The organism is Pseudomonas sp. BT-42-2, assembly GCF_025847435.2.
Taxonomy (GTDB): domain Bacteria; phylum Pseudomonadota; class Gammaproteobacteria; order Pseudomonadales; family Pseudomonadaceae; genus Aquipseudomonas; species Aquipseudomonas urmiensis.
On the sequence record NZ_JAOYTM010000016.1, the window covers coordinates 199,545 to 215,744 of the forward strand.

Consider the following 16,200-nt stretch of genomic DNA (forward strand, 5'->3'; position numbering starts at 1 on the left):
GCTGGCCTCTTCGCGGGGTAAGCCCGCTCCCACAGAAAACCTGCAGCCCTTGAGTTCAGTGGGCCTGTGGGAGCGGGCTGGTCCCGCGAAAGGGCCGCACAGCGGCCCCTTCGAAGGCTATCAACCGACCAGCGGATCACCGACATGCAGGATCTTCATGCCGTTTGTGCCACCAATGGTGTGGTAGCTGTCGCCTTTGGTCAGGATGACCCAGTCACCTTGCTCGACCAGACCGCGCTTGAGCAGCTCATCGACCGCCGCTTGGCTGACCTTGTCGGCCGGCAGCGAAGCCGGGTCGAACGCGATCGGGTAGACGCCGCGGAACATCGACGCGCGCGCTTGGGTAGCGCGGTGCGGCGACAGGGCGAAGATCGGTACGTGCGAACGCAGGCGCGACATGATCAGCGGGGTGTAGCCACTTTCGGTGAGGGCGATGATCGCCTTGACGCCGGGGAAGTGGTTGGCGGTGTACATCGCGGCCAGCGCGATGCTTTCGTCGCAGCGCTCGAAGGTGGTGTGCAGGCGGTGGCTGGATTTCTGGTTGGTCGGGTGCTTCTCGGCACCCTGGCAGATCCGCGCCATGGCCTGGACCGCTTCGATCGGGTAAGCACCGGCGGCGCTTTCGGCCGAGAGCATGACCGCGTCGGTGTTGTCGAGCACGGCGTTGGCCACGTCGGACACTTCTGCGCGGGTCGGCATCGGGTTCTGGATCATCGACTCCATCATCTGGGTCGCGACGATCACTGCTTTGTTGTTGCGGCGGGCGTGCTGGATGATCTTCTTCTGGATACCGATCAGTTCGGCGTCGCCGATTTCCACACCCAGGTCACCCCGGGCGACCATGACGGCGTCGGAGGCGGCGATCAGGGCGTCGAGGGTCTCGTCGTCGGCTACGGCTTCGGCGCGCTCGATCTTGGCTACCAGCCAGGCGCTGCCGCCAGCTTCGTCACGCAGCTTGCGGGCGTATTCCATGTCCTTGGCATCGCGCGGGAAGGACACGGCCAGGTAGTCCAGGTCCATTTCTGCGGCCAGCTTGATGTCGGCCTTGTCTTTTTCGGTCAGGGCCGGTGCGGTCAGGCCGCCACCTTTGCGGTTGATGCCTTTGTGGTCCGACAGCGGGCCACCGACGATCACCACGCAGTGCAGGGCATCGGCAGTGGCGGTCTCGACGCGCATGACCACGCGGCCGTCATCGAGCAGCAGTTCGTCACCGACGCCGCAGTCCTTGACCAGGTCGGGATAGTCGATACCGACGATGTCCTGGTTGCCTTCGGTCAGCGGGTGGACGGTGGAGAAGGTGAAGGTGTCACCGATCTTCAGTTCAATGCGCTTGTTGCTGAACTTGGCGATGCGGATCTTCGGACCCTGCAGGTCGCCCAGCAGTGCGACATGGCGACCATTCTTGGCAGCGATCTCGCGGATCAGGCGAGCGCGGGCCTTGTGCTCGTCCGGAGTGCCGTGGGAGAAGTTCAGGCGTGCCACATCCAGGCCGGCCAGGATCAATTGCTCGATCACTTCCGGCGAGTTGCTGGCGGGGCCAAGGGTGGCGACGATTTTGGTACGGCGGATGGTCATGCACAGACTCCTATAGTGAAGCGCAGCGAAAGGCTACTCCTCAATTGCGCTGTAGTCATTGTTCCGTTGCACTACCTTGCATCCTGCACGGGTGGCATTTGAACGGTGGGGGTATCCTTGCAAATGCCTGTGAAGATTTGCCGTATCTGGCCGATACACTGCCTAGCAAAGGAGATTCCCCATGCGAGCCCTGATCGTTTTAGCTGTCGCGGCCAGTGTCGTCGGCTGCACCCGGTGGTCGATGGACCATCATCTGAACAATGCCTACCGTGCCTATGATCGCGGCGACTGCCAGCGGGTCATGCTGGAGCTGTCCCAGGTCGATCGCACCAGTCGCGCCCGGCCGTTCATCCACCCGGAAGTATCGCTGCTGCGGGGCCAGTGCCTTGAGCGGCAAAAGCTCTACGTCGATGCTGCCCAGACCTATGAATACCTGATCCAGCGTTACCCACAAAACGAGTACGCCTACCGTGCCCGTGCACGCTTGCAGACCCTTGAAAAGCTGGGGCATTACCGCATTGGCGAGGCGGCGGTGGCCAACCCGGTCAGGACTAGCCCTTGGCGTTAACACCAATGTGTCCTTGATTTCACGAGATTTGCACTGCGTGCTGGGCTAATCTGTCTCTTAGATGTAACAGCAACCGCCAGTACCTCGTATTCCTGGCCCGGGTACGGACAACTATTGCGATCATGTTCATTCAGCGCCACATCCAACGTCACCAGCTGCCCTGTGTGCTCAAGGTGTACAACCGCTTTACCGATCAAGAGATCGGCTACCTGGGCAATGCCTCGGAAGACGGACTGATGTTGATCAGCTCTTTACCGGTCTTGGTCGGGCCGGACTTCGAATTGCAGCTGCGGGTACCGTTGGCGGGCGGTGGGCATCAGTTCATCAATCTCACCGCCAGTTGCCTGTGGTGCCGCGAAGACCAGACGCCAGGGCATTACGACTCGGGCTTCATGCTGTTGCAGGCGCCGCGCGAGTACGACGACTTCGTGCATTCTCTTCGTGACTTCTTCAGTTTTCGCCCTGCCAACGCCTCGGCCTGAGGCCTGTGGACACATCGTGCCAGGATTGGGGATTCGATTTAGCGGCGTCGGCCGCTAGACTCACGGTCGACCTAGCTACAGGAAGACCCCGTGACCTCCAGCATCTTCTGGCACGACTACGAAACCACCGGAATCAATCCGCGCTGCGACCGCCCGTTGCAGATGGCGGGTGTGCGCACTGATTTTGAACTCAACGAAATCGACGCGCCGGTCAACCTCTATTGCCGCCCCTCGGACGATATCCTGCCGCACCCGGCGGCGTGCCTGGTCACCGGTATCACCCCGGCGGAACTGGCCAGCAAAGGGCTGTGCGAAGCGGAGTTCATGACCCGCGTGCATGAGCAGCTGGTGCGCCCGGGCACCTGCGGCGCGGGCTACAACACCTTGCGTTTCGATGACGAGGTCACCCGCTATAGCCTCTACCGCAACTTTTTCGACCCCTATGCCCGTGAATGGCAGGGCGGCAACAGCCGCTGGGATCTGATCGACATCGTGCGCACCGCCTATGCCCTGCGCCCTGAAGGGATTGTCTGGCCGCAGCAGGACGGTCGCACCAGCTTGCGCCTGGAATTGCTCAGCAAGGCCAATGGCATCGATCACGGCCATGCGCACGAGGCGCTTTCCGACGTGCGGGCAACCATTGCGTTGGCGCGACTGATCCGTGACAAACAGCCCAAGCTGTATGACTGGCTGTTTGCGTTGCGCAGCAAGCACAAAGTCATGGAGCACATTCGCCTGTTGCAGCCGTTGGTGCATATCTCGGGGCGCTTTTCCGCCGAGCGCAATTATATTGGTGTGGTCTTGCCATTGGCCTGGCACCCGCGCAACCGCAATGCACTGATTGTGTGCGACCTGCACTTGGAAACCTTACCTTTAATACGGGAAAGCGCCGAAACATTACGTGAGCGGTTATACACCCGGCGCGATGATCTAAGCGCAGGGCAATTACCGGTACCACTGAAGTTGGTGCATATCAATCGCTGCCCAGTACTGGCGCCATTGAAGGTGTTGCGACCGGTCGATCAAGCGCGGCTGGGTATCGACCTGGCAATGTTGCAATCGCGTGGTGACGCCTTGGCCAGTCAACAGAGCAGTTGGCACGATAAGCTCGAACACATTTACAGCGGGGAAGAATTCCCGCCGTGCGAAGATCCCGAACAACAGTTGTATGACGGCTTTATCGGTGATCGCGATCGGCGCCTGTGCGAACAGGTGCGGGTGGTCGACCCAGCGCAACTGGGTCGTTCGCAGTGGTTGTTCGATGACCCGCGGCTACCTGAGTTGTTGTTCCGCTACCGCGCGCGAAACTTCTTTGAAACATTGAATGAGCAGGAGCAGCAACGCTGGCTGCTATTTTGCCAGCAACGGTTGAGCGATCCGCGCTGGGGCGCGCCGATCACCCTGGGTGACTTCGAGCAGGCTTGCCAGAGCAGTTGGGCCACGGCCGACGAGGCGGGGCGCCGTGTGCTGGAGGCCTGGCAGGTGCATGTCCAACACTTGAAGACGCAGTTGCAGCTGTAATGTGATCGAGCAAATAAAAACGCCGGCATCAGCCGGCGTTTTTTGCAAAGCAGGTCGCGGACATATTAGTCCAGCAGGGTCGCCCAGCTTTCAACCACATCGCCACCCCATTTGGCTTTCCACTCTTTCAGGGTTTTGTGGTTGCCGCCTTTGGTTTCGATCACTTCACCATTGTGCGGGTTTTTGTATTGCTTGACCTTACGCGCACGCTTGGTGCTGGTGGTCTTGGCGGCGCCACGTGGGGCTTTGCTCAGTTTGGCTTCTGGGTCGAGCAGGGCAATTACGTCACGCAGCGACTTGGAGTATTCGCCCATCAGGGTGCGCAGCTTGCCTTCGAATTCCAGCTCTTTTTTCAGCTTGTCATCTTGCGACAGGTTGGCCAGGCGCGCTTGCAGTTCTTTGATGGCTTCTTCGGTAGCGCGGTATTCGTTGATCAGGGACATGGCGTGTTCCTTAATGCATGTTCAGAGAGACAGTGTGGGCCAATAATAGACAGGCGATACTCGCAAGTAAACAATTAATCAGGTAATAAACTGTAATCGGCTCGGCAATAACAAGATTCTTTGGTTAAGAAAAATTTACATATGATTTGCCGGTCTCATCAGAACCGATGTGCTTAAGCTCTAATTGTCGCGGCGGCAGCCGGAGGGTTGGCCCGGCCCGGGCAGGCGCCGATGATTACTGCGTTTTTCCTGGCAGCTCGTTAGAATATGCGCCTTTGCGAAGTTCTTGGAGTCTCCCTCATGCGCACCTATCGACTGGTGATTGCCTGCCCCGACCGTGTCGGCATCGTGGCGAAAGTCAGTAATTTCCTGGCCTTGTACAATGGCTGGATCAACGAAGCCAGCCACCACTCAGACGAGCAGAGCGGTTGGTTCTTCATGCGTCATGAGATCCGTGCCGAGTCGCTGCCATTCGGCATCGAGGCGTTCCGTGAAGCCTTTGCGCCAATCGCCGAAGAGTTTTCGATGATCTGGCGAGTGACTGACTCTGCGCAGAAAAAACGCGTGGTGCTGATGGCCAGCCGCGAGTCGCACTGCCTGGCGGACCTGTTGCACCGCTGGCACACCGATGAGTTGGATTGCGATATCCCCTGCGTGATTTCCAACCACAATGACCTGCGCAGCATGGTCGAGTGGCACGGTATTCCGTTCTTCCACGTTCCAGTCGATCCAAAGGATAAACAGCCGGCGTTCGCCGAAGTGTCGCGCCTGGTCGAAGAGCATGGCGCCGATGTGGTGGTGCTGGCGCGTTACATGCAAATCCTGCCGCCGCAGTTGTGCGAGCAGTTTGCTGAGCGGGTGATCAACATCCACCACAGCTTCCTGCCGTCCTTCGTCGGCGCAAAGCCTTATCACCAGGCGGCACTGCGTGGCGTCAAGCTGATCGGCGCGACTTGCCACTACGTTACCGAAGAGCTGGATGCCGGCCCGATCATCGAGCAGGACGTGGTTCGCGTTAACCATGCCGACAGCATCGAAGACATGGTCCGCTTCGGGCGTGACGTCGAGAAGATGGTGTTGGCGCGCGGCCTGCGTTATCACCTGGAAGACCGCGTCCTGGTGCATGGCAACAAGACCGTGGTATTCGATTAAGGAAGAGGGCGGGCCGATGGCTGATCCACGCGACAAGGCCGGCGCCAAGGCGCCACCCACCTTGGGCGAAGGTTGCCTGGCCCGCTTCGACCCCGAGGCGCTAAGCGCCGAGGATGGCACCGAATTCCCCGGCGCCGCCGCCCTGTGGCGCCAGCTCAACCCGCCTGATGGCGCCGCCAGCGCTCCAGCAGCGGACGCGCCAGCAGGCAAACGAACACCGGGCCGCCCGCCAGCAGATAAAAGTAGTAGGTAACCGCGCGCCAGATCAGGATCGCGGCGGCCGCGGTCGAGCTGCCCACCAACGGCGTCAACAGGCTCGCCGAGGTCAGCTCGGCGGCACCTGCGCCACCTGGCAGCAGGCTGAACTGGCCGGCGCTGAGCGAGAGCATCTGCACCAGGAAGCTCGGTATCCACGACAGCTCCACGCCCAATCCGCGCAATACCAGGTACAGCACGCTGTAGCGCAGGCTCCAATGCACACAGGTCAGGCTGAACACCAGCGCCAAGGTCCGTTTGGGTAGCCGCCAGGTTTCGGCCAGGGCATGCACGAAATGCAGCACCTTGCGCGCCCAGCGCCGGCGTCGATGCACGGCCATGCCCAGTCGCCGCAAAAGCCGGCCATTGAAGCGCATGACGGCGCGCCGATAGCGCAGCAGGCCCACCACACACCCTAAGGCGATACACAGCATCAGCGCGCTGCCCAGCAGCATGCTTTCTTGACTGTGTCCCAGGCTGTGGAACAGCGCATAACCGGCGATGGCCAGCATGGCGCAGAAGAAGAACAGCAAATCGTTCAACTGATCCATGGCGAACACCGCGCCACTGCGCGCTGGGCCGATCCGTTCACGTGCCAGCAGGGCCATCAAGGTCAAGGGGCCGCCGCTGCCTGCGGGGGTGGTGCAGATGGCGAACTCGGTGGCCATGATTACCCCAAGGCTGCGCACCCGGCCTAATTGAGCGCCTTGCTGGCCGAGTAGCAGGCGCAGGCGCAGGGCATTGATAATCCAGCACAGCAGGATCATCCCCAGCAGCGTCAGCATCAGTTCAGGGGCGAAGGTTTTCAGTCTTGGCAGCAACTCGCTGCCCCCCAGCAGGGCTGGCACCAGCACGGCGAACAGCAGCGCCAGGGCCAACCAGCCGAGGCGATTCATGCTGCGATCTGGCGTTCGAGCCAGGCCGACTTGGTCAAGGGTTGGCGACCTTGCGCCATCAGCGTTTGCAGTGCGTTTAGCCAATAGTTTCGAGAGCTGGGGTGGCGCATGTCGACAGGATGCAGGCCCAGGCGCACGGTCGACGCTTCATGCCAACGTCGCCGCTGCCAGTCGCAAACCACTCGTGACAGGCCTCGGCGCCAGGCGCTGCGGGCGCTCCAGACCAATCCAGGGGCTTCGATCGCGGTGAACTCAGGCAAGCGGTACAGGTGCTGTGGTGTGCTGGTATAGCGCAACGGCAACTGGCGCAGCGCCTGGCGCGTGCCTTCGCTCATCAACCAGGCCGGGGCAACGAAGCCTGCCACCGGCCAGCCCTGGTTATTGAACAGCTCAAGCCCAGCTTGCAGGCGTCGCATCGCCTGGGCTTGATCGAGCCCGTAGAACTCGCCTTCATGGGTGTAGATCCGGCGCATGAAATAGTCGCGGCTGCTGCGTGGCGGCGGGCCGTCATCGGCATGGTAATAGCCATGCAGGGCCAGCTCGTCACCTTGGCGCAAGCGTCGTTCGAGCAGTTGGCAGAAGCTGGGTGAACGGCTCAGGGGGTTGCGACGATGAAAGTCCGGGACCACCAGCCACGTCATGGGCACATCGCCCAGTTGGTCGACGGCCTCGACGAAGGGCTGGTAGTCGGGCCAGGTCTCGGGGGCAACATCGTGCAGCACCAGCATCAGGCTGCGTGGGCTAGGATTGGCCGGTTCAGGCATGGGCGCGGACCTGTGGCTGGTGGCCGAGAACCGCCTGGTAGTGCTGCAGCAGGCCGTTGACCACGTTGTCCCAGGAATAATGCTGTTCGACATGCCGGCGCGCCTGCAGGCCCAGTTTGCGCACGCCGTCTTCGAAGACTTCGCGTACGGTCGCCGCCATTGCCAGGCTGTCGTTCGGCGCGCAGAGGCGGCCACATTGCTCGTTGACGATCTCGCTAAACGCGCCGGCACGCACTGCCACCACTGGGGTGGCGCTGGCCATGGCCTCAAGGATGACCAGACCGAAGGTTTCCTGGTCGCCGGCGTGCACCAGCAGGTCGGCGCTGGCGATCAGCCGGGCGACTTCCTGTGGGGCGCAGAACTGATTGATCACACTGACGTTGTCCGGCACGTTGGCCGGCATCCCTGAGCCCACCAGCAGCAGGTGATAGTGGCGGCCCAGCTGGCGCATGCAGTCGAGCAGGACCGGCAGGTTCTTCTCGCGCGAACCGCGCCCGGCGAACACCAACAGCCGGGTGGTGTCGGCGATGCCTAGTTCAGCGCGCAGGCGACTGTCGCGATGCTCGGGGTTGAAGGTCGTGAGGTCGACGCCCAGGCGCTGTACGTGCACCTCCTTGACGCCGAGCCTGCGCAATTTGTCGGCCATTACCTGGCTTGGCGCCAGGACCCGGTCGAAGTTGCCGTAGAGCTTGCTGACGTAGGCTTCGACATTGGGCGTGAACCAGTTGCCCATGCGGTTGCCGACCAGCAGCGGCAGGTCGGAGTGGTAGAAGCCGATCACCGGCACTTCAAGCTTGCGCCGCGCTTCCAGTGCCGCCCAAGCGGTCAGATAGGGGTCGCCCACTTCAATCAAGTCGGGTTGCAGTTCGCGCAGTACGTTGCACCAGGGCGCCAGGCGGACCGGAAAGCGGTAGCCTTTGCCAAACGGCAGGGGCGGGGCGGGGACTTGGTACACGCCATCGGTATGGCTGGCGCTGGCGCCGGGGATCAACAGGCTGTGGCGTACGCCAGGCATGGCATCGAGGCGGCGGTGTTTGGCATCAAGATAGGTACGTACGCCGCCGCTGGCCGGGGCGTAGAACATGGTGATGTCAGCAATGTGCACGATCAGCATCCCTCCGGGATCGTCTTCGGGTCTGTCATCCGGCTGAAGCAGCCGGCGATGACGCGCCTAAAGGTTGACCTCTCAGAAGAATAGTTTGTTCGATCGAGGTTTGGAGGGAGGTGCTGGAAACAGAGTCGCCCGTTTCGCGGGCAGGCTCGCTTCCTATATAGACTGCGCAGGCCGTGAAGCCGGTACGGTCCCTGTAGGAGCGGGCTTGCCCGCGAAACGGGCGACGCGGTAGCTCAATTTAGATACGGAAACTGCCCACCAACTGCTTCAGTCGACCCGCCTGCTGCTCCAGGTCCGAACATGCCCGCAGGGTAGCCTGCAAGTTCTCCACGCCCTCCTGGTTGAGCATGTTGATCTCGCTGATGTCCATGTTGATCGACTCGACCACCGCCGTCTGCTCCTCGGTCGCCGTCGCCACCGACTGGTTCATGCCGTCGATTTCGCCAATGCGCACGGTGACGCTTTCCAAGCGCTCGCCGGCCTGGTTGGCGATCTGCATGCTGTCCTGGCTGTGACGCTGGCTCTGGCCCATGGTCTCGACCGATTCCCGCGCGCCGACTTGCAGCTCCTCGATCATGGTCTGTACCTGTTGCGCCGATTCCTGGGTGCGGTGGGCCAGGTTACGGACCTCATCGGCGACCACCGCGAAACCACGACCGGCCTCGCCAGCACGCGCCGCTTCGATCGCGGCGTTCAACGCCAGCAGGTTGGTCTGTTGCGAAATGCTGGTGATCACTTCCAGAATCTGGCCGATGTTGACCGTCTTGCTGTTGAGCGTCTCGATATGGGCGCTGGAGGTAACGATCAGGTCCGACAGACGATTCATCGCCTCGATGTTGCGATCCACGACCTGCTGGCCTTCTTCGGCGAGCAAGCGCGCGGAGCTGGCGTGTTGCGAGGCCTGGGCGGCGTTACCGGCAATCTCCTGAGCGGCGGCGCCGAGCTCGTTGATGGCCGCAGCGACGCTGTTGGTGCGGTTGGATTGCTCGTCGGAGTTGCTCATCGACGAGTTGGAGGCGCTGATCACCCGCAAGGCCACCTCGTTGACCTGCTCGGTGGCCGAGGACACTTCGCGGATCGAGCCGTGGATACGCTCGACGAACCGGTTGAAAGCGCTGCCGAGGATGCCGAATTCATCCTGGCTATGGATGGTCAGGCGCTTGGTCAGGTCGCCTTCGCCTTGGGCGATGTCTTCCATGGCGCGGGTCATGGTCAGCAGCGGTTGCATCAAGACCCGGATCAGCAGGCCCAGCAGGCCGATGATGATCACCACCGCCACCACCGTGGCGATCACCGCCGAGGTGCGGAAGGTACTGAGCATCGAGAAGGCTTTGTCTTTGTCTACCGACAGGCCGATGTACCAGTTGGCCGAAGGCAGGCCCTTGATCGGGGTGAAGGTCAACAGGCGCGTCTGGCCGTCGGCTTGCACTTCGGTCAGCTCACCGGAGAGTTTCGGCGTATTGTGCGGGAACTGGTCGGCCAGCGATTTCATCACCAGGTCTTTGTCCGGGTGGACCAGGATCTTGCCTTGGTCATTGACCAGGAAGGCGTAGCCCATGCCGCCAAAGTTCAGCGAGTTGATGATTTCGACCAGGCCGTCGAGGGCCAGGTCGCCACCGACCACGCCAACCGAGTTGGACACCTTGCTGAGAATGCCGATGACCATCTTGTTGGTGGTCAAGTCGATGTAGGGTTCGGTAAGAATCGCACCGCTGGCATTCATGCCGTCCTTGTACCAGGGGCGGGTGCGCGGATCGTAGCCATCGGGCATCTGCGAGTCCGGACGGACGCTGAAGCCACCGTCGACCTTACCCAGATAAACAGTGAGGAAGCTTGAGATCAGCGCGTTCTGGCCCATCAGGGTTTCAGCGTTGCTCGGCTGCTGGGCGATGTTCTGCGCCAGGTTCTCGACCAACTTGATGCGACCATCGAACAGGTTGCGGATGTTGGTCGAAGTGGACTTACCCATTTCAGCCAGATAATTCTCCAGGTCTTGGCGAATCGCATTACGCTGGAGGTAATCGTTGTAGAGAGTGAAGAGGCTGAAGGCGAGCATCACGATCAGTGAGGCGGCCAAGAGGATCTTATGGCTGAAACGTAGGCTTTTGTTCATGGCGTAATCGGTTCCGCTAAGGTATTTATCGGGTCGTTCGCACAAAGAGCTGGTAAACAGTGCAACAAGTCCCGCTAGTCCTTTTTTGGGATGTTCCTGTCTTAAGGGTGAATATCACCCAGAGATATCGGCCGTTATCGGGCAAAGCTTGAGCAGAGGATGAAACAAGATGTCGGATTCTTCGCAAATAGTTGTAGGAGCAGGCCCTGATGGCCAGCCTGTCAGCCAAGCCATGCGCCTGGCCAACCGTCATGGCTTGGTGGCAGGCGCGACGGGGACCGGCAAGACCGTGACCTTGCAGCACCTGGCCGAGGTGTTCAGTGATGCCGGGGTGGCGGTCTTTGCCGCCGATGTCAAGGGCGACTTGTGCGGCTTGGGCGCGGCAGGCGCGCCGCAGGGCAAGGTCGCCGAGCGAATCGCTGGCATGCCGTGGTTGGGCCATACCCCCAAAGCGTATCCGGTGACCTTGTGGGACATCGCCGGACATTCGGGCCATCCATTGCGCACTACGCTGAGCGAGATGGGGCCGTTGCTGCTGGGCAACCTGCTCGAGCTGACTGACAGCCAACAGGCTGCACTGTACGCGGCGTTCAAGGTGGCCGATCGCGATGGCCTGTTGCTGCTCGATCTGAAAGACCTCAAGGCCCTGCTCAACCATCTCAAAGACAACCCGCAGATGCTTGGCGAAGACAGCGCGTTGATGACCAGTGGCTCGACCCAGGCGCTTTTGCGGCGTCTGGCGACCCTGGAGCAGCAGGGCGCTGAAGCGCTGTTCGGTGAGCCGGCGCTGCAACTTGAGGACCTGTTGCAGCCTGATGCTCAAGGGCGCGGGCGAATACACCTGCTCGATGCCAGCCGCTTGGTGCACGAAGCGCCGAAGGTCTACGCGACCTTCTTGCTGTGGTTGCTGGCCGAATTGTTCGAGCAATTGCCAGAACGTGGCGATGCTGACAAACCGGTGCTGGCGCTGTTCTTCGATGAAGCGCATTTGTTGTTCAACGACACCCCCAAGGCCCTGCAGGATCGCTTGGAGCAAGTGGTGCGCTTGATTCGCTCCAAAGGCGTAGGGGTGTACTTCGTTACCCAGTCGCCAGGTGATTTGCCCGATGCGGTACTGGCCCAGTTGGGCTTGCGCATTCAGCATGGGTTGCGGGCGTTCACCGCCAAGGAGCAGAAGTCGCTCAAGGCTGTGGCTGATGGCTTTCGGCCTAACCCTGCGTTCGATTCGCTGGCCGTGCTCACTGAACTTGGGATTGGCGAGGCGTTGGTCGGCACGCTCGAAGACAAAGGTACGCCGGCGATGGTCCAGCGCGTCTTGATCGCGCCACCGCAGTCGCGCATCGGGCCGTTGACTGCGGCCGAGCGCAGTGCGCTGGTGGCCTCTTCGTCGTTGCTTGGCCGCTATGACAAAGCGATCGATCGCGAGTCGGCGTACGAGATGCTCACCCAGCGCAAGGGCGAGCCGGTGGAGCCGGCGCCGCAACCTAAAGTCGAGCAAGACAGCTTTGCCGACAAGGCTGGTGAGTTCTTGCAGGGCGCGGCGGGGCAGGCGATCAAGTCGGCGGTGCGCCAGGCGGCGAATCAGCTGGGCCGGCAGTTGGTGCGAGGGTTGATGGGCTCGTTGCTGGGTGGCAAGCGGCGCTGACGATGTCAGCGTGCTGCTCGTACAAGCGTGGGGGGCTTGCTGAGGCTATCGCGGGGCAAGCCCGCTCCCACGTTTGCCAGGCAGGTAGTACGAAAAAAGGCGCCCGAAGGCGCCTTTTTCACGTTACTGCACAGCGATTCAGCTAATCGCCTTGGTCGCCAGCCAGAACAACCCGGCAGACAGGCCCACGGTGGCTGGCAGGGTCAGTACCCAGGCCAGCAGAATGGTCCTGACGGTGCCGCCTTGCAGGCCGCTCTTGTTCGCCACCATGGTACCGGCGACACCCGACGACAACACGTGAGTGGTCGATACCGGCAGGCTGAACACGTTGGCCATGCCGATGGCGCACGCGGCCGTGATCTGCGCCGACATGCCTTGGGCATAGGTCATGCCTTGCTTGCCGATCTTCTCGCCAACAGTCAGTACCACGCGCTTCCAGCCGACCATGGTGCCCAGGCCCAAGGCCAGGGCGACGGCCACGATTACCCAGAACGGTGCATATTCGGTAGTGGCGGTCAGGTCTTTGCGCAGTTTTTCCAGGTCGGCCTTCTCACGCGGCTCAAGGCCCGGCAGTTTGCCAACCTTTTTCGCCGTGTCGTCCAGGCACAACAGGTAACGACGCACTTCCACGCGTTTCTCGGCGTTCAGGTCGCGGTAGTCGGTGACGCCTTTAAGCGAAGACTGCAATGCGGCAATGGTCGGCTCGGTCTGCTGCGGGTTGCAGCTGAACTGCTCCGGCAGGTCGCTGGACTTGGCTTTGCCCAGGGCCAGGTACTCGCCCAGGGTCGCTTCGTTGCGCTGGTAGAACTGGCTCAGGTGCAGGGTAGCGTCGCGGGTGCGCTCGATCTGGTAAGTGGTGCTGTTCAGGTCGAGGACGAACTTGGCCGGAACGATACCGATCAGCACCAGCATGATCAGGCCGATGCCTTTCTGGCCATCGTTGGAGCCGTGCACGAAGCTGACGCCCATGGCCGAGATCACCAGCACCAGACGGTTCCAGAACGGCGGGTGCTTCTTGTCGTCGAGCTTGCGCCGTTGCTCTGGGGTCTTGTGCATCTTCGACAGCGGGCGCCACCACTTCAGGCCCAGCAGGACCAGCGCTGCAACGGCAAAGCCGGCCATTGGCGAGAGCACCAGCGACATGCCGATGTCGATCGCCTTCTGCCAGTTGACGCCATCACCCAGCGGGATGTCGCTGATTAGCGCATTGGCCAGGCCCACACCGAGGATCGAGCCGATCAGGGTGTGCGAGCTGGACGCGGGGATGCCGAAGTACCAGGTGCCCAGGTTCCAGGTGATGGCCGCGGCCAGCAACGAGAAGACCATGGCCAGGCCGTGACCGGTGTTCACATTGATCAGCAGTTCGACCGGCAGCAGGTGGACGATGGCATAGGCCACGCCAACGCCGCCGAGCAAAACCCCGAGGAAATTGAACACGCCGGAGAAGAACACGGCCAGGTGCGGTGGCATGGCTTTGGTATAGATGACAGTGGCTACCGCGTTAGCGGTGTCATGAAAGCCATTGATGAACTCGAATGCGAGCACGAAGGTCAGTGCGAGCACCAAGCTCACCACTACCCAGGCATCCAGTCCGCTGAATAAATCGATCATGAAGGTTTTCTGGCGGTCGTAGGGGGGCCGGATTATGCCAGAAAACCTTGGCAATCGATGCACCCCCGACAGACCGATGGTGTCTTCAGGCGGTTACGAAGCCAGGGGCAACAGCAGGCTTTCGGCAAGATTAATGCCGATAAAAATCGCCAATTTCGGTAAAATGGTGCGATTTTTCGAAATCTATGAGGCGCAAGAGGCGTTCAAACGAGCGTATGAAATTTGTGTAATTCCATTTCATGCGCGTCATTTGAGTAACGATCTGTCAGCCGCTTGGCCTGGCCACATGCCAGGCCGTAGCGTCAGGATTCGTCGCTGCGCAGATCCTTTTCCATCTTTTCCAGTTCCTGGGCGAATACCTGGTCCTGGACAGTGGCTCGCTTGCGCCACGGTTTGCGTTCCGGCTCCGGTTGCGCCGCATAGGTGGTGACTTCACCACCATAAACATCCTTGTAACGTTCAGCCTGGCGCTCGAGTTCTGCGCGCAGTTCATCTTTCGTCACAGTAGTACCTGAATAGTATGAGAGTTGGCTCCGGCTCGGCATGCAAAGTTACGCATGCGGCTACGCAACCAGAGCGAAATCGCTGTCGCAGCAACAGTGGTCCAAAATGTGCGATGGCACTTGATCAAACGGCAACAGTTTTAAGCTATTCACCTGGCGAGCTGGCAAACACCCTATGCAAAAAGACAGTGAGGGCTAGCGCCCACATGTTGATCATGGCCAACAGACTGATTATAGCAATCAGCAACTCATTGATCATCGCTCTTTACGGGCAACTGACACAAGCACTCAAAGTTGTTCATTCGACTATCGACTCGGCCAGCGAATCGGTCAGAAGTTTGAGTTGAGCGGGTGCAGAAAGTTCGCAGGAACGCGAAGGGAGGTAAAACGGCCTCGTGGTGACGAGGCCGTGCCTGGGGACTTCTACGGTGGGTACCTGACCAGTCTCTCCAAAGAAGCCACATGTGGCATGAGAAAGGTATAAGCAAAAGTGTCAGCGGTCAATTGCGATTATCGGCCGTTCGTTCGATAATCGCACGAACGACAGTTTTTTTTGAGGTCAGCCATGAGCGACGAAAACCTGCCCAAGGACGCCCCGGTACAGGAAAGAGCCAGTTCCCCCGCGATGGCGCCTCCGATCGTGGCGTCGCCCGCCAAGCGCATTCAGGCGTTCACCGGCGATCCGGACTTCATGACCTCTCTGGCCCGCGGCCTTGCGGTCATTCAGGCATTCCAGGAGCGCAAACGCCACCTGACCATCGCCCAGATCAGCCACCGCACCGAGATCCCTCGCGCAGCCGTGCGGCGGTGCCTGCATACCTTGATCAAGTTGGGCTATGCCACGACCAACGGTCGTACCTACTCATTGCTGCCCAAGGTTTTGACCCTGGGCCATGCCTACCTGTCGTCGACGCCGTTGGCGGTCTCGGCGCAGCCGTATCTGGATCGCATCAGTGACCAGCTGCATGAGGCGGCCAACATGGCCACCCTGGAAGGTGATGACATCCTTTATATAGCGCGTTCGGCCACGGTGGAGCGGCTTATCTCGGTCGATTTGTCGGTCGGCGGACGGCTGCCGGCCTATTGCACCTCGATGGGGCGCATTCTGCTGGCGGCGTTGGATGACACCAGCCTGCGCGAATACCTCGACCGTGCCGACCTCAAGGCGCGTACCAGCCGTACCCTGCATGATCCGGAGTCGCTGTTTGCCTGCATCCAGCAGGTGCGTGCACAGGGTTGGTGTGTGGTTGACCAGGAATTGGAGCAGGGCCTGCGCTCGATTGCCGTGCCGATCTATGACGCCTCGGGCCAGGTGCTGGCGGCGTTGAACGTCAGTACCCATGTCGGGCGGGTGACCCGCAGTGAGCTGGAGCAGCGGTTTTTGCCGATCCTGTTGGCTTCGAGCCGGGACCTGTGCACCCAGCTGTTCGGATAAGCGCTACGTGGCGCGGCTGCGGATGTTGGCTACGTGGCAGCGGGCTTGCCCCGCGATAGCGGCTGCGCGATCAATAACGCTATCGCGGGGCAAGCCCGCTCCCACGCTAGCCGACATCTACGC

Annotated in this window: 15 protein-coding genes and 1 pseudogene; 7 read left to right on the forward strand and 9 right to left on the reverse strand. The window is 60.9% G+C overall.

Annotated features, from left to right (window positions below):
• Window positions 1-120: 120 nt before the first annotated feature.
• Window positions 121-1,575: a pyruvate kinase gene (gene pyk / locus OIU19_RS20375; RefSeq protein WP_186553926.1), complete on the reverse strand. Its 1,455-nt coding sequence runs from the start codon at window positions 1,573-1,575 to the stop codon at window positions 121-123.
• Window positions 1,576-1,756: 181 nt separating this feature from the next.
• On the opposite strand from pyk, the gene OIU19_RS20380 reads away from it, so the two are divergent.
• The 3 genes from OIU19_RS20380 to sbcB all read left to right on the forward strand — a co-directional run bounded on the left by OIU19_RS20380 (window position 1,757) and on the right by sbcB (window position 4,146).
• Window positions 1,757-2,143 carry a tetratricopeptide repeat protein gene (locus tag OIU19_RS20380; protein ID WP_264236540.1) on the forward strand — a complete coding sequence of 129 codons (387 nt, stop codon included), beginning with the start codon at window positions 1,757-1,759 and terminating at the stop codon, window positions 2,141-2,143.
• Window positions 2,144-2,265: 122 nt separating this feature from the next.
• Window positions 2,266-2,625: a PilZ domain-containing protein gene (locus OIU19_RS20385; protein WP_264236541.1), complete on the forward strand. Its 360-nt coding sequence runs from the start codon at window positions 2,266-2,268 to the stop codon at window positions 2,623-2,625.
• 90 nt (window positions 2,626-2,715) lie between these two features.
• Window positions 2,716-4,146: an exodeoxyribonuclease I gene (gene sbcB, locus OIU19_RS20390; protein WP_264236543.1), complete on the forward strand. Its 1,431-nt coding sequence runs from the start codon at window positions 2,716-2,718 to the stop codon at window positions 4,144-4,146.
• A gap of 65 nt (window positions 4,147-4,211) precedes the next feature.
• On the opposite strand, the gene mvaT is transcribed toward sbcB, so the two are convergent.
• Window positions 4,212-4,589, reverse strand: a complete 378-nt coding sequence (gene mvaT / locus OIU19_RS20395; RefSeq protein ID WP_186553930.1) for a histone-like nucleoid-structuring protein MvaT — start codon at window positions 4,587-4,589, stop codon at window positions 4,212-4,214.
• Window positions 4,590-4,889: 300 nt separating this feature from the next.
• On the opposite strand from mvaT, the gene purU reads away from it, so the two are divergent.
• Window positions 4,890-5,741 carry a formyltetrahydrofolate deformylase gene (gene purU, locus OIU19_RS20400; RefSeq protein ID WP_186553931.1) on the forward strand — a complete coding sequence of 284 codons (852 nt, stop codon included), beginning with the start codon at window positions 4,890-4,892 and terminating at the stop codon, window positions 5,739-5,741.
• Window positions 5,742-5,757: 16 nt separating this feature from the next.
• On the forward strand, window positions 5,758-5,994 hold the full coding sequence (locus tag OIU19_RS20405) for a hypothetical protein (RefSeq protein ID WP_372353339.1): 237 nt from the start codon (window positions 5,758-5,760) through the stop codon (window positions 5,992-5,994).
• Here OIU19_RS20405 and OIU19_RS20410 read toward each other — a convergent pair.
• The 5 genes and pseudogenes from OIU19_RS20410 to OIU19_RS20430 form a co-directional block, all read right to left on the reverse strand.
• Entirely contained in the window at window positions 5,897-6,892 is a 996-nt protein-coding gene (locus tag OIU19_RS20410) for a lysylphosphatidylglycerol synthase transmembrane domain-containing protein (RefSeq protein WP_264236544.1), read from the reverse strand. The two genes, OIU19_RS20405 and OIU19_RS20410, sit on opposite strands and share 98 nt — an antisense overlap.
• Window positions 6,889-7,656, reverse strand: a complete 768-nt coding sequence (locus OIU19_RS20415; RefSeq protein WP_264236545.1) for a DUF2334 domain-containing protein — start codon at window positions 7,654-7,656, stop codon at window positions 6,889-6,891. The genes OIU19_RS20410 and OIU19_RS20415 overlap by 4 nt, the downstream gene beginning before the upstream one ends.
• A complete protein-coding gene (locus OIU19_RS20420; protein WP_264236546.1) occupies window positions 7,649-8,770 on the reverse strand; it encodes a glycosyltransferase family 1 protein in 1,122 nt (373 codons plus the stop codon). Before OIU19_RS20420 ends, OIU19_RS20415 begins: the two co-directional genes overlap by 8 nt.
• Window positions 8,771-9,008: 238 nt before the next feature.
• Window positions 9,009-9,773 (reverse strand): methyl-accepting chemotaxis protein, encoded by a 765-nt coding sequence (locus OIU19_RS20425; RefSeq protein WP_372353340.1) that lies wholly within the window; start codon window positions 9,771-9,773, stop codon window positions 9,009-9,011.
• Between the two features lie 93 nt (window positions 9,774-9,866).
• A pseudogene (locus OIU19_RS20430) lies at window positions 9,867-10,883 on the reverse strand (cache domain-containing protein); the annotation flags it as partial.
• A gap of 169 nt (window positions 10,884-11,052) precedes the next feature.
• Here OIU19_RS20430 and OIU19_RS20435 point away from each other — a divergent pair.
• Window positions 11,053-12,528 carry a DUF853 domain-containing protein gene (locus tag OIU19_RS20435; RefSeq protein ID WP_264236548.1) on the forward strand — a complete coding sequence of 492 codons (1,476 nt, stop codon included), beginning with the start codon at window positions 11,053-11,055 and terminating at the stop codon, window positions 12,526-12,528.
• 138 nt (window positions 12,529-12,666) lie between these two features.
• Here the strand turns inward: OIU19_RS20435 and OIU19_RS20440 are convergent, their stop codons facing one another.
• Together OIU19_RS20440 and OIU19_RS20445 are read right to left on the reverse strand one after the other, a co-directional pair.
• A complete protein-coding gene (locus OIU19_RS20440) occupies window positions 12,667-14,139 on the reverse strand; it encodes an inorganic phosphate transporter (protein WP_186553937.1) in 1,473 nt (490 codons plus the stop codon).
• Window positions 14,140-14,441: 302 nt separating this feature from the next.
• Window positions 14,442-14,642: a hypothetical protein gene (locus OIU19_RS20445; protein WP_186553938.1), complete on the reverse strand. Its 201-nt coding sequence runs from the start codon at window positions 14,640-14,642 to the stop codon at window positions 14,442-14,444.
• A 565-nt stretch (window positions 14,643-15,207) separates the two neighbouring features.
• Here OIU19_RS20445 and pcaR point away from each other — a divergent pair.
• Complete coding sequence (pcaR, locus tag OIU19_RS20450; protein WP_186553939.1) at window positions 15,208-16,077, forward strand: pca regulon transcriptional regulator PcaR; 870 nt, start codon at window positions 15,208-15,210, stop codon at window positions 16,075-16,077.
• Window positions 16,078-16,200: the final 123 nt, after the last annotated feature.

Bases quoted from the DNA above. Each gene is read 5' to 3' on its own strand.
- pyk (WP_186553926.1), bottom strand. From the start codon at position 1,575: ATGACCATCCGCCGTACCAAAATCGTCGCCACCCTTGGCCCCGCCAGC.
- OIU19_RS20380 (WP_264236540.1), top strand. From the start codon at position 1,757: ATGCGAGCCCTGATCGTTTTAGCTGTCGCGGCCAGTGTCGTCGGCTGC.
- OIU19_RS20385 (WP_264236541.1), top strand. From the start codon at position 2,266: ATGTTCATTCAGCGCCACATCCAACGTCACCAGCTGCCCTGTGTGCTC.
- mvaT (WP_186553930.1), bottom strand. From the start codon at position 4,589: ATGTCCCTGATCAACGAATACCGCGCTACCGAAGAAGCCATCAAAGAA.
- purU (WP_186553931.1), top strand. From the start codon at position 4,890: ATGCGCACCTATCGACTGGTGATTGCCTGCCCCGACCGTGTCGGCATC.
- OIU19_RS20405 (WP_372353339.1), top strand. From the start codon at position 5,758: ATGGCTGATCCACGCGACAAGGCCGGCGCCAAGGCGCCACCCACCTTG.
- OIU19_RS20410 (WP_264236544.1), bottom strand. From the start codon at position 6,892: ATGAATCGCCTCGGCTGGTTGGCCCTGGCGCTGCTGTTCGCCGTGCTG.
- OIU19_RS20415 (WP_264236545.1), bottom strand. From the start codon at position 7,656: ATGCCTGAACCGGCCAATCCTAGCCCACGCAGCCTGATGCTGGTGCTG.
- OIU19_RS20420 (WP_264236546.1), bottom strand. From the start codon at position 8,770: ATGCTGATCGTGCACATTGCTGACATCACCATGTTCTACGCCCCGGCC.
- OIU19_RS20425 (WP_372353340.1), bottom strand. From the start codon at position 9,773: ATGAGCAACTCCGACGAGCAATCCAACCGCACCAACAGCGTCGCTGCG.
- OIU19_RS20435 (WP_264236548.1), top strand. From the start codon at position 11,053: ATGTCGGATTCTTCGCAAATAGTTGTAGGAGCAGGCCCTGATGGCCAG.
- OIU19_RS20440 (WP_186553937.1), bottom strand. From the start codon at position 14,139: ATGATCGATTTATTCAGCGGACTGGATGCCTGGGTAGTGGTGAGCTTG.
- pcaR (WP_186553939.1), top strand. From the start codon at position 15,208: ATGAGCGACGAAAACCTGCCCAAGGACGCCCCGGTACAGGAAAGAGCC.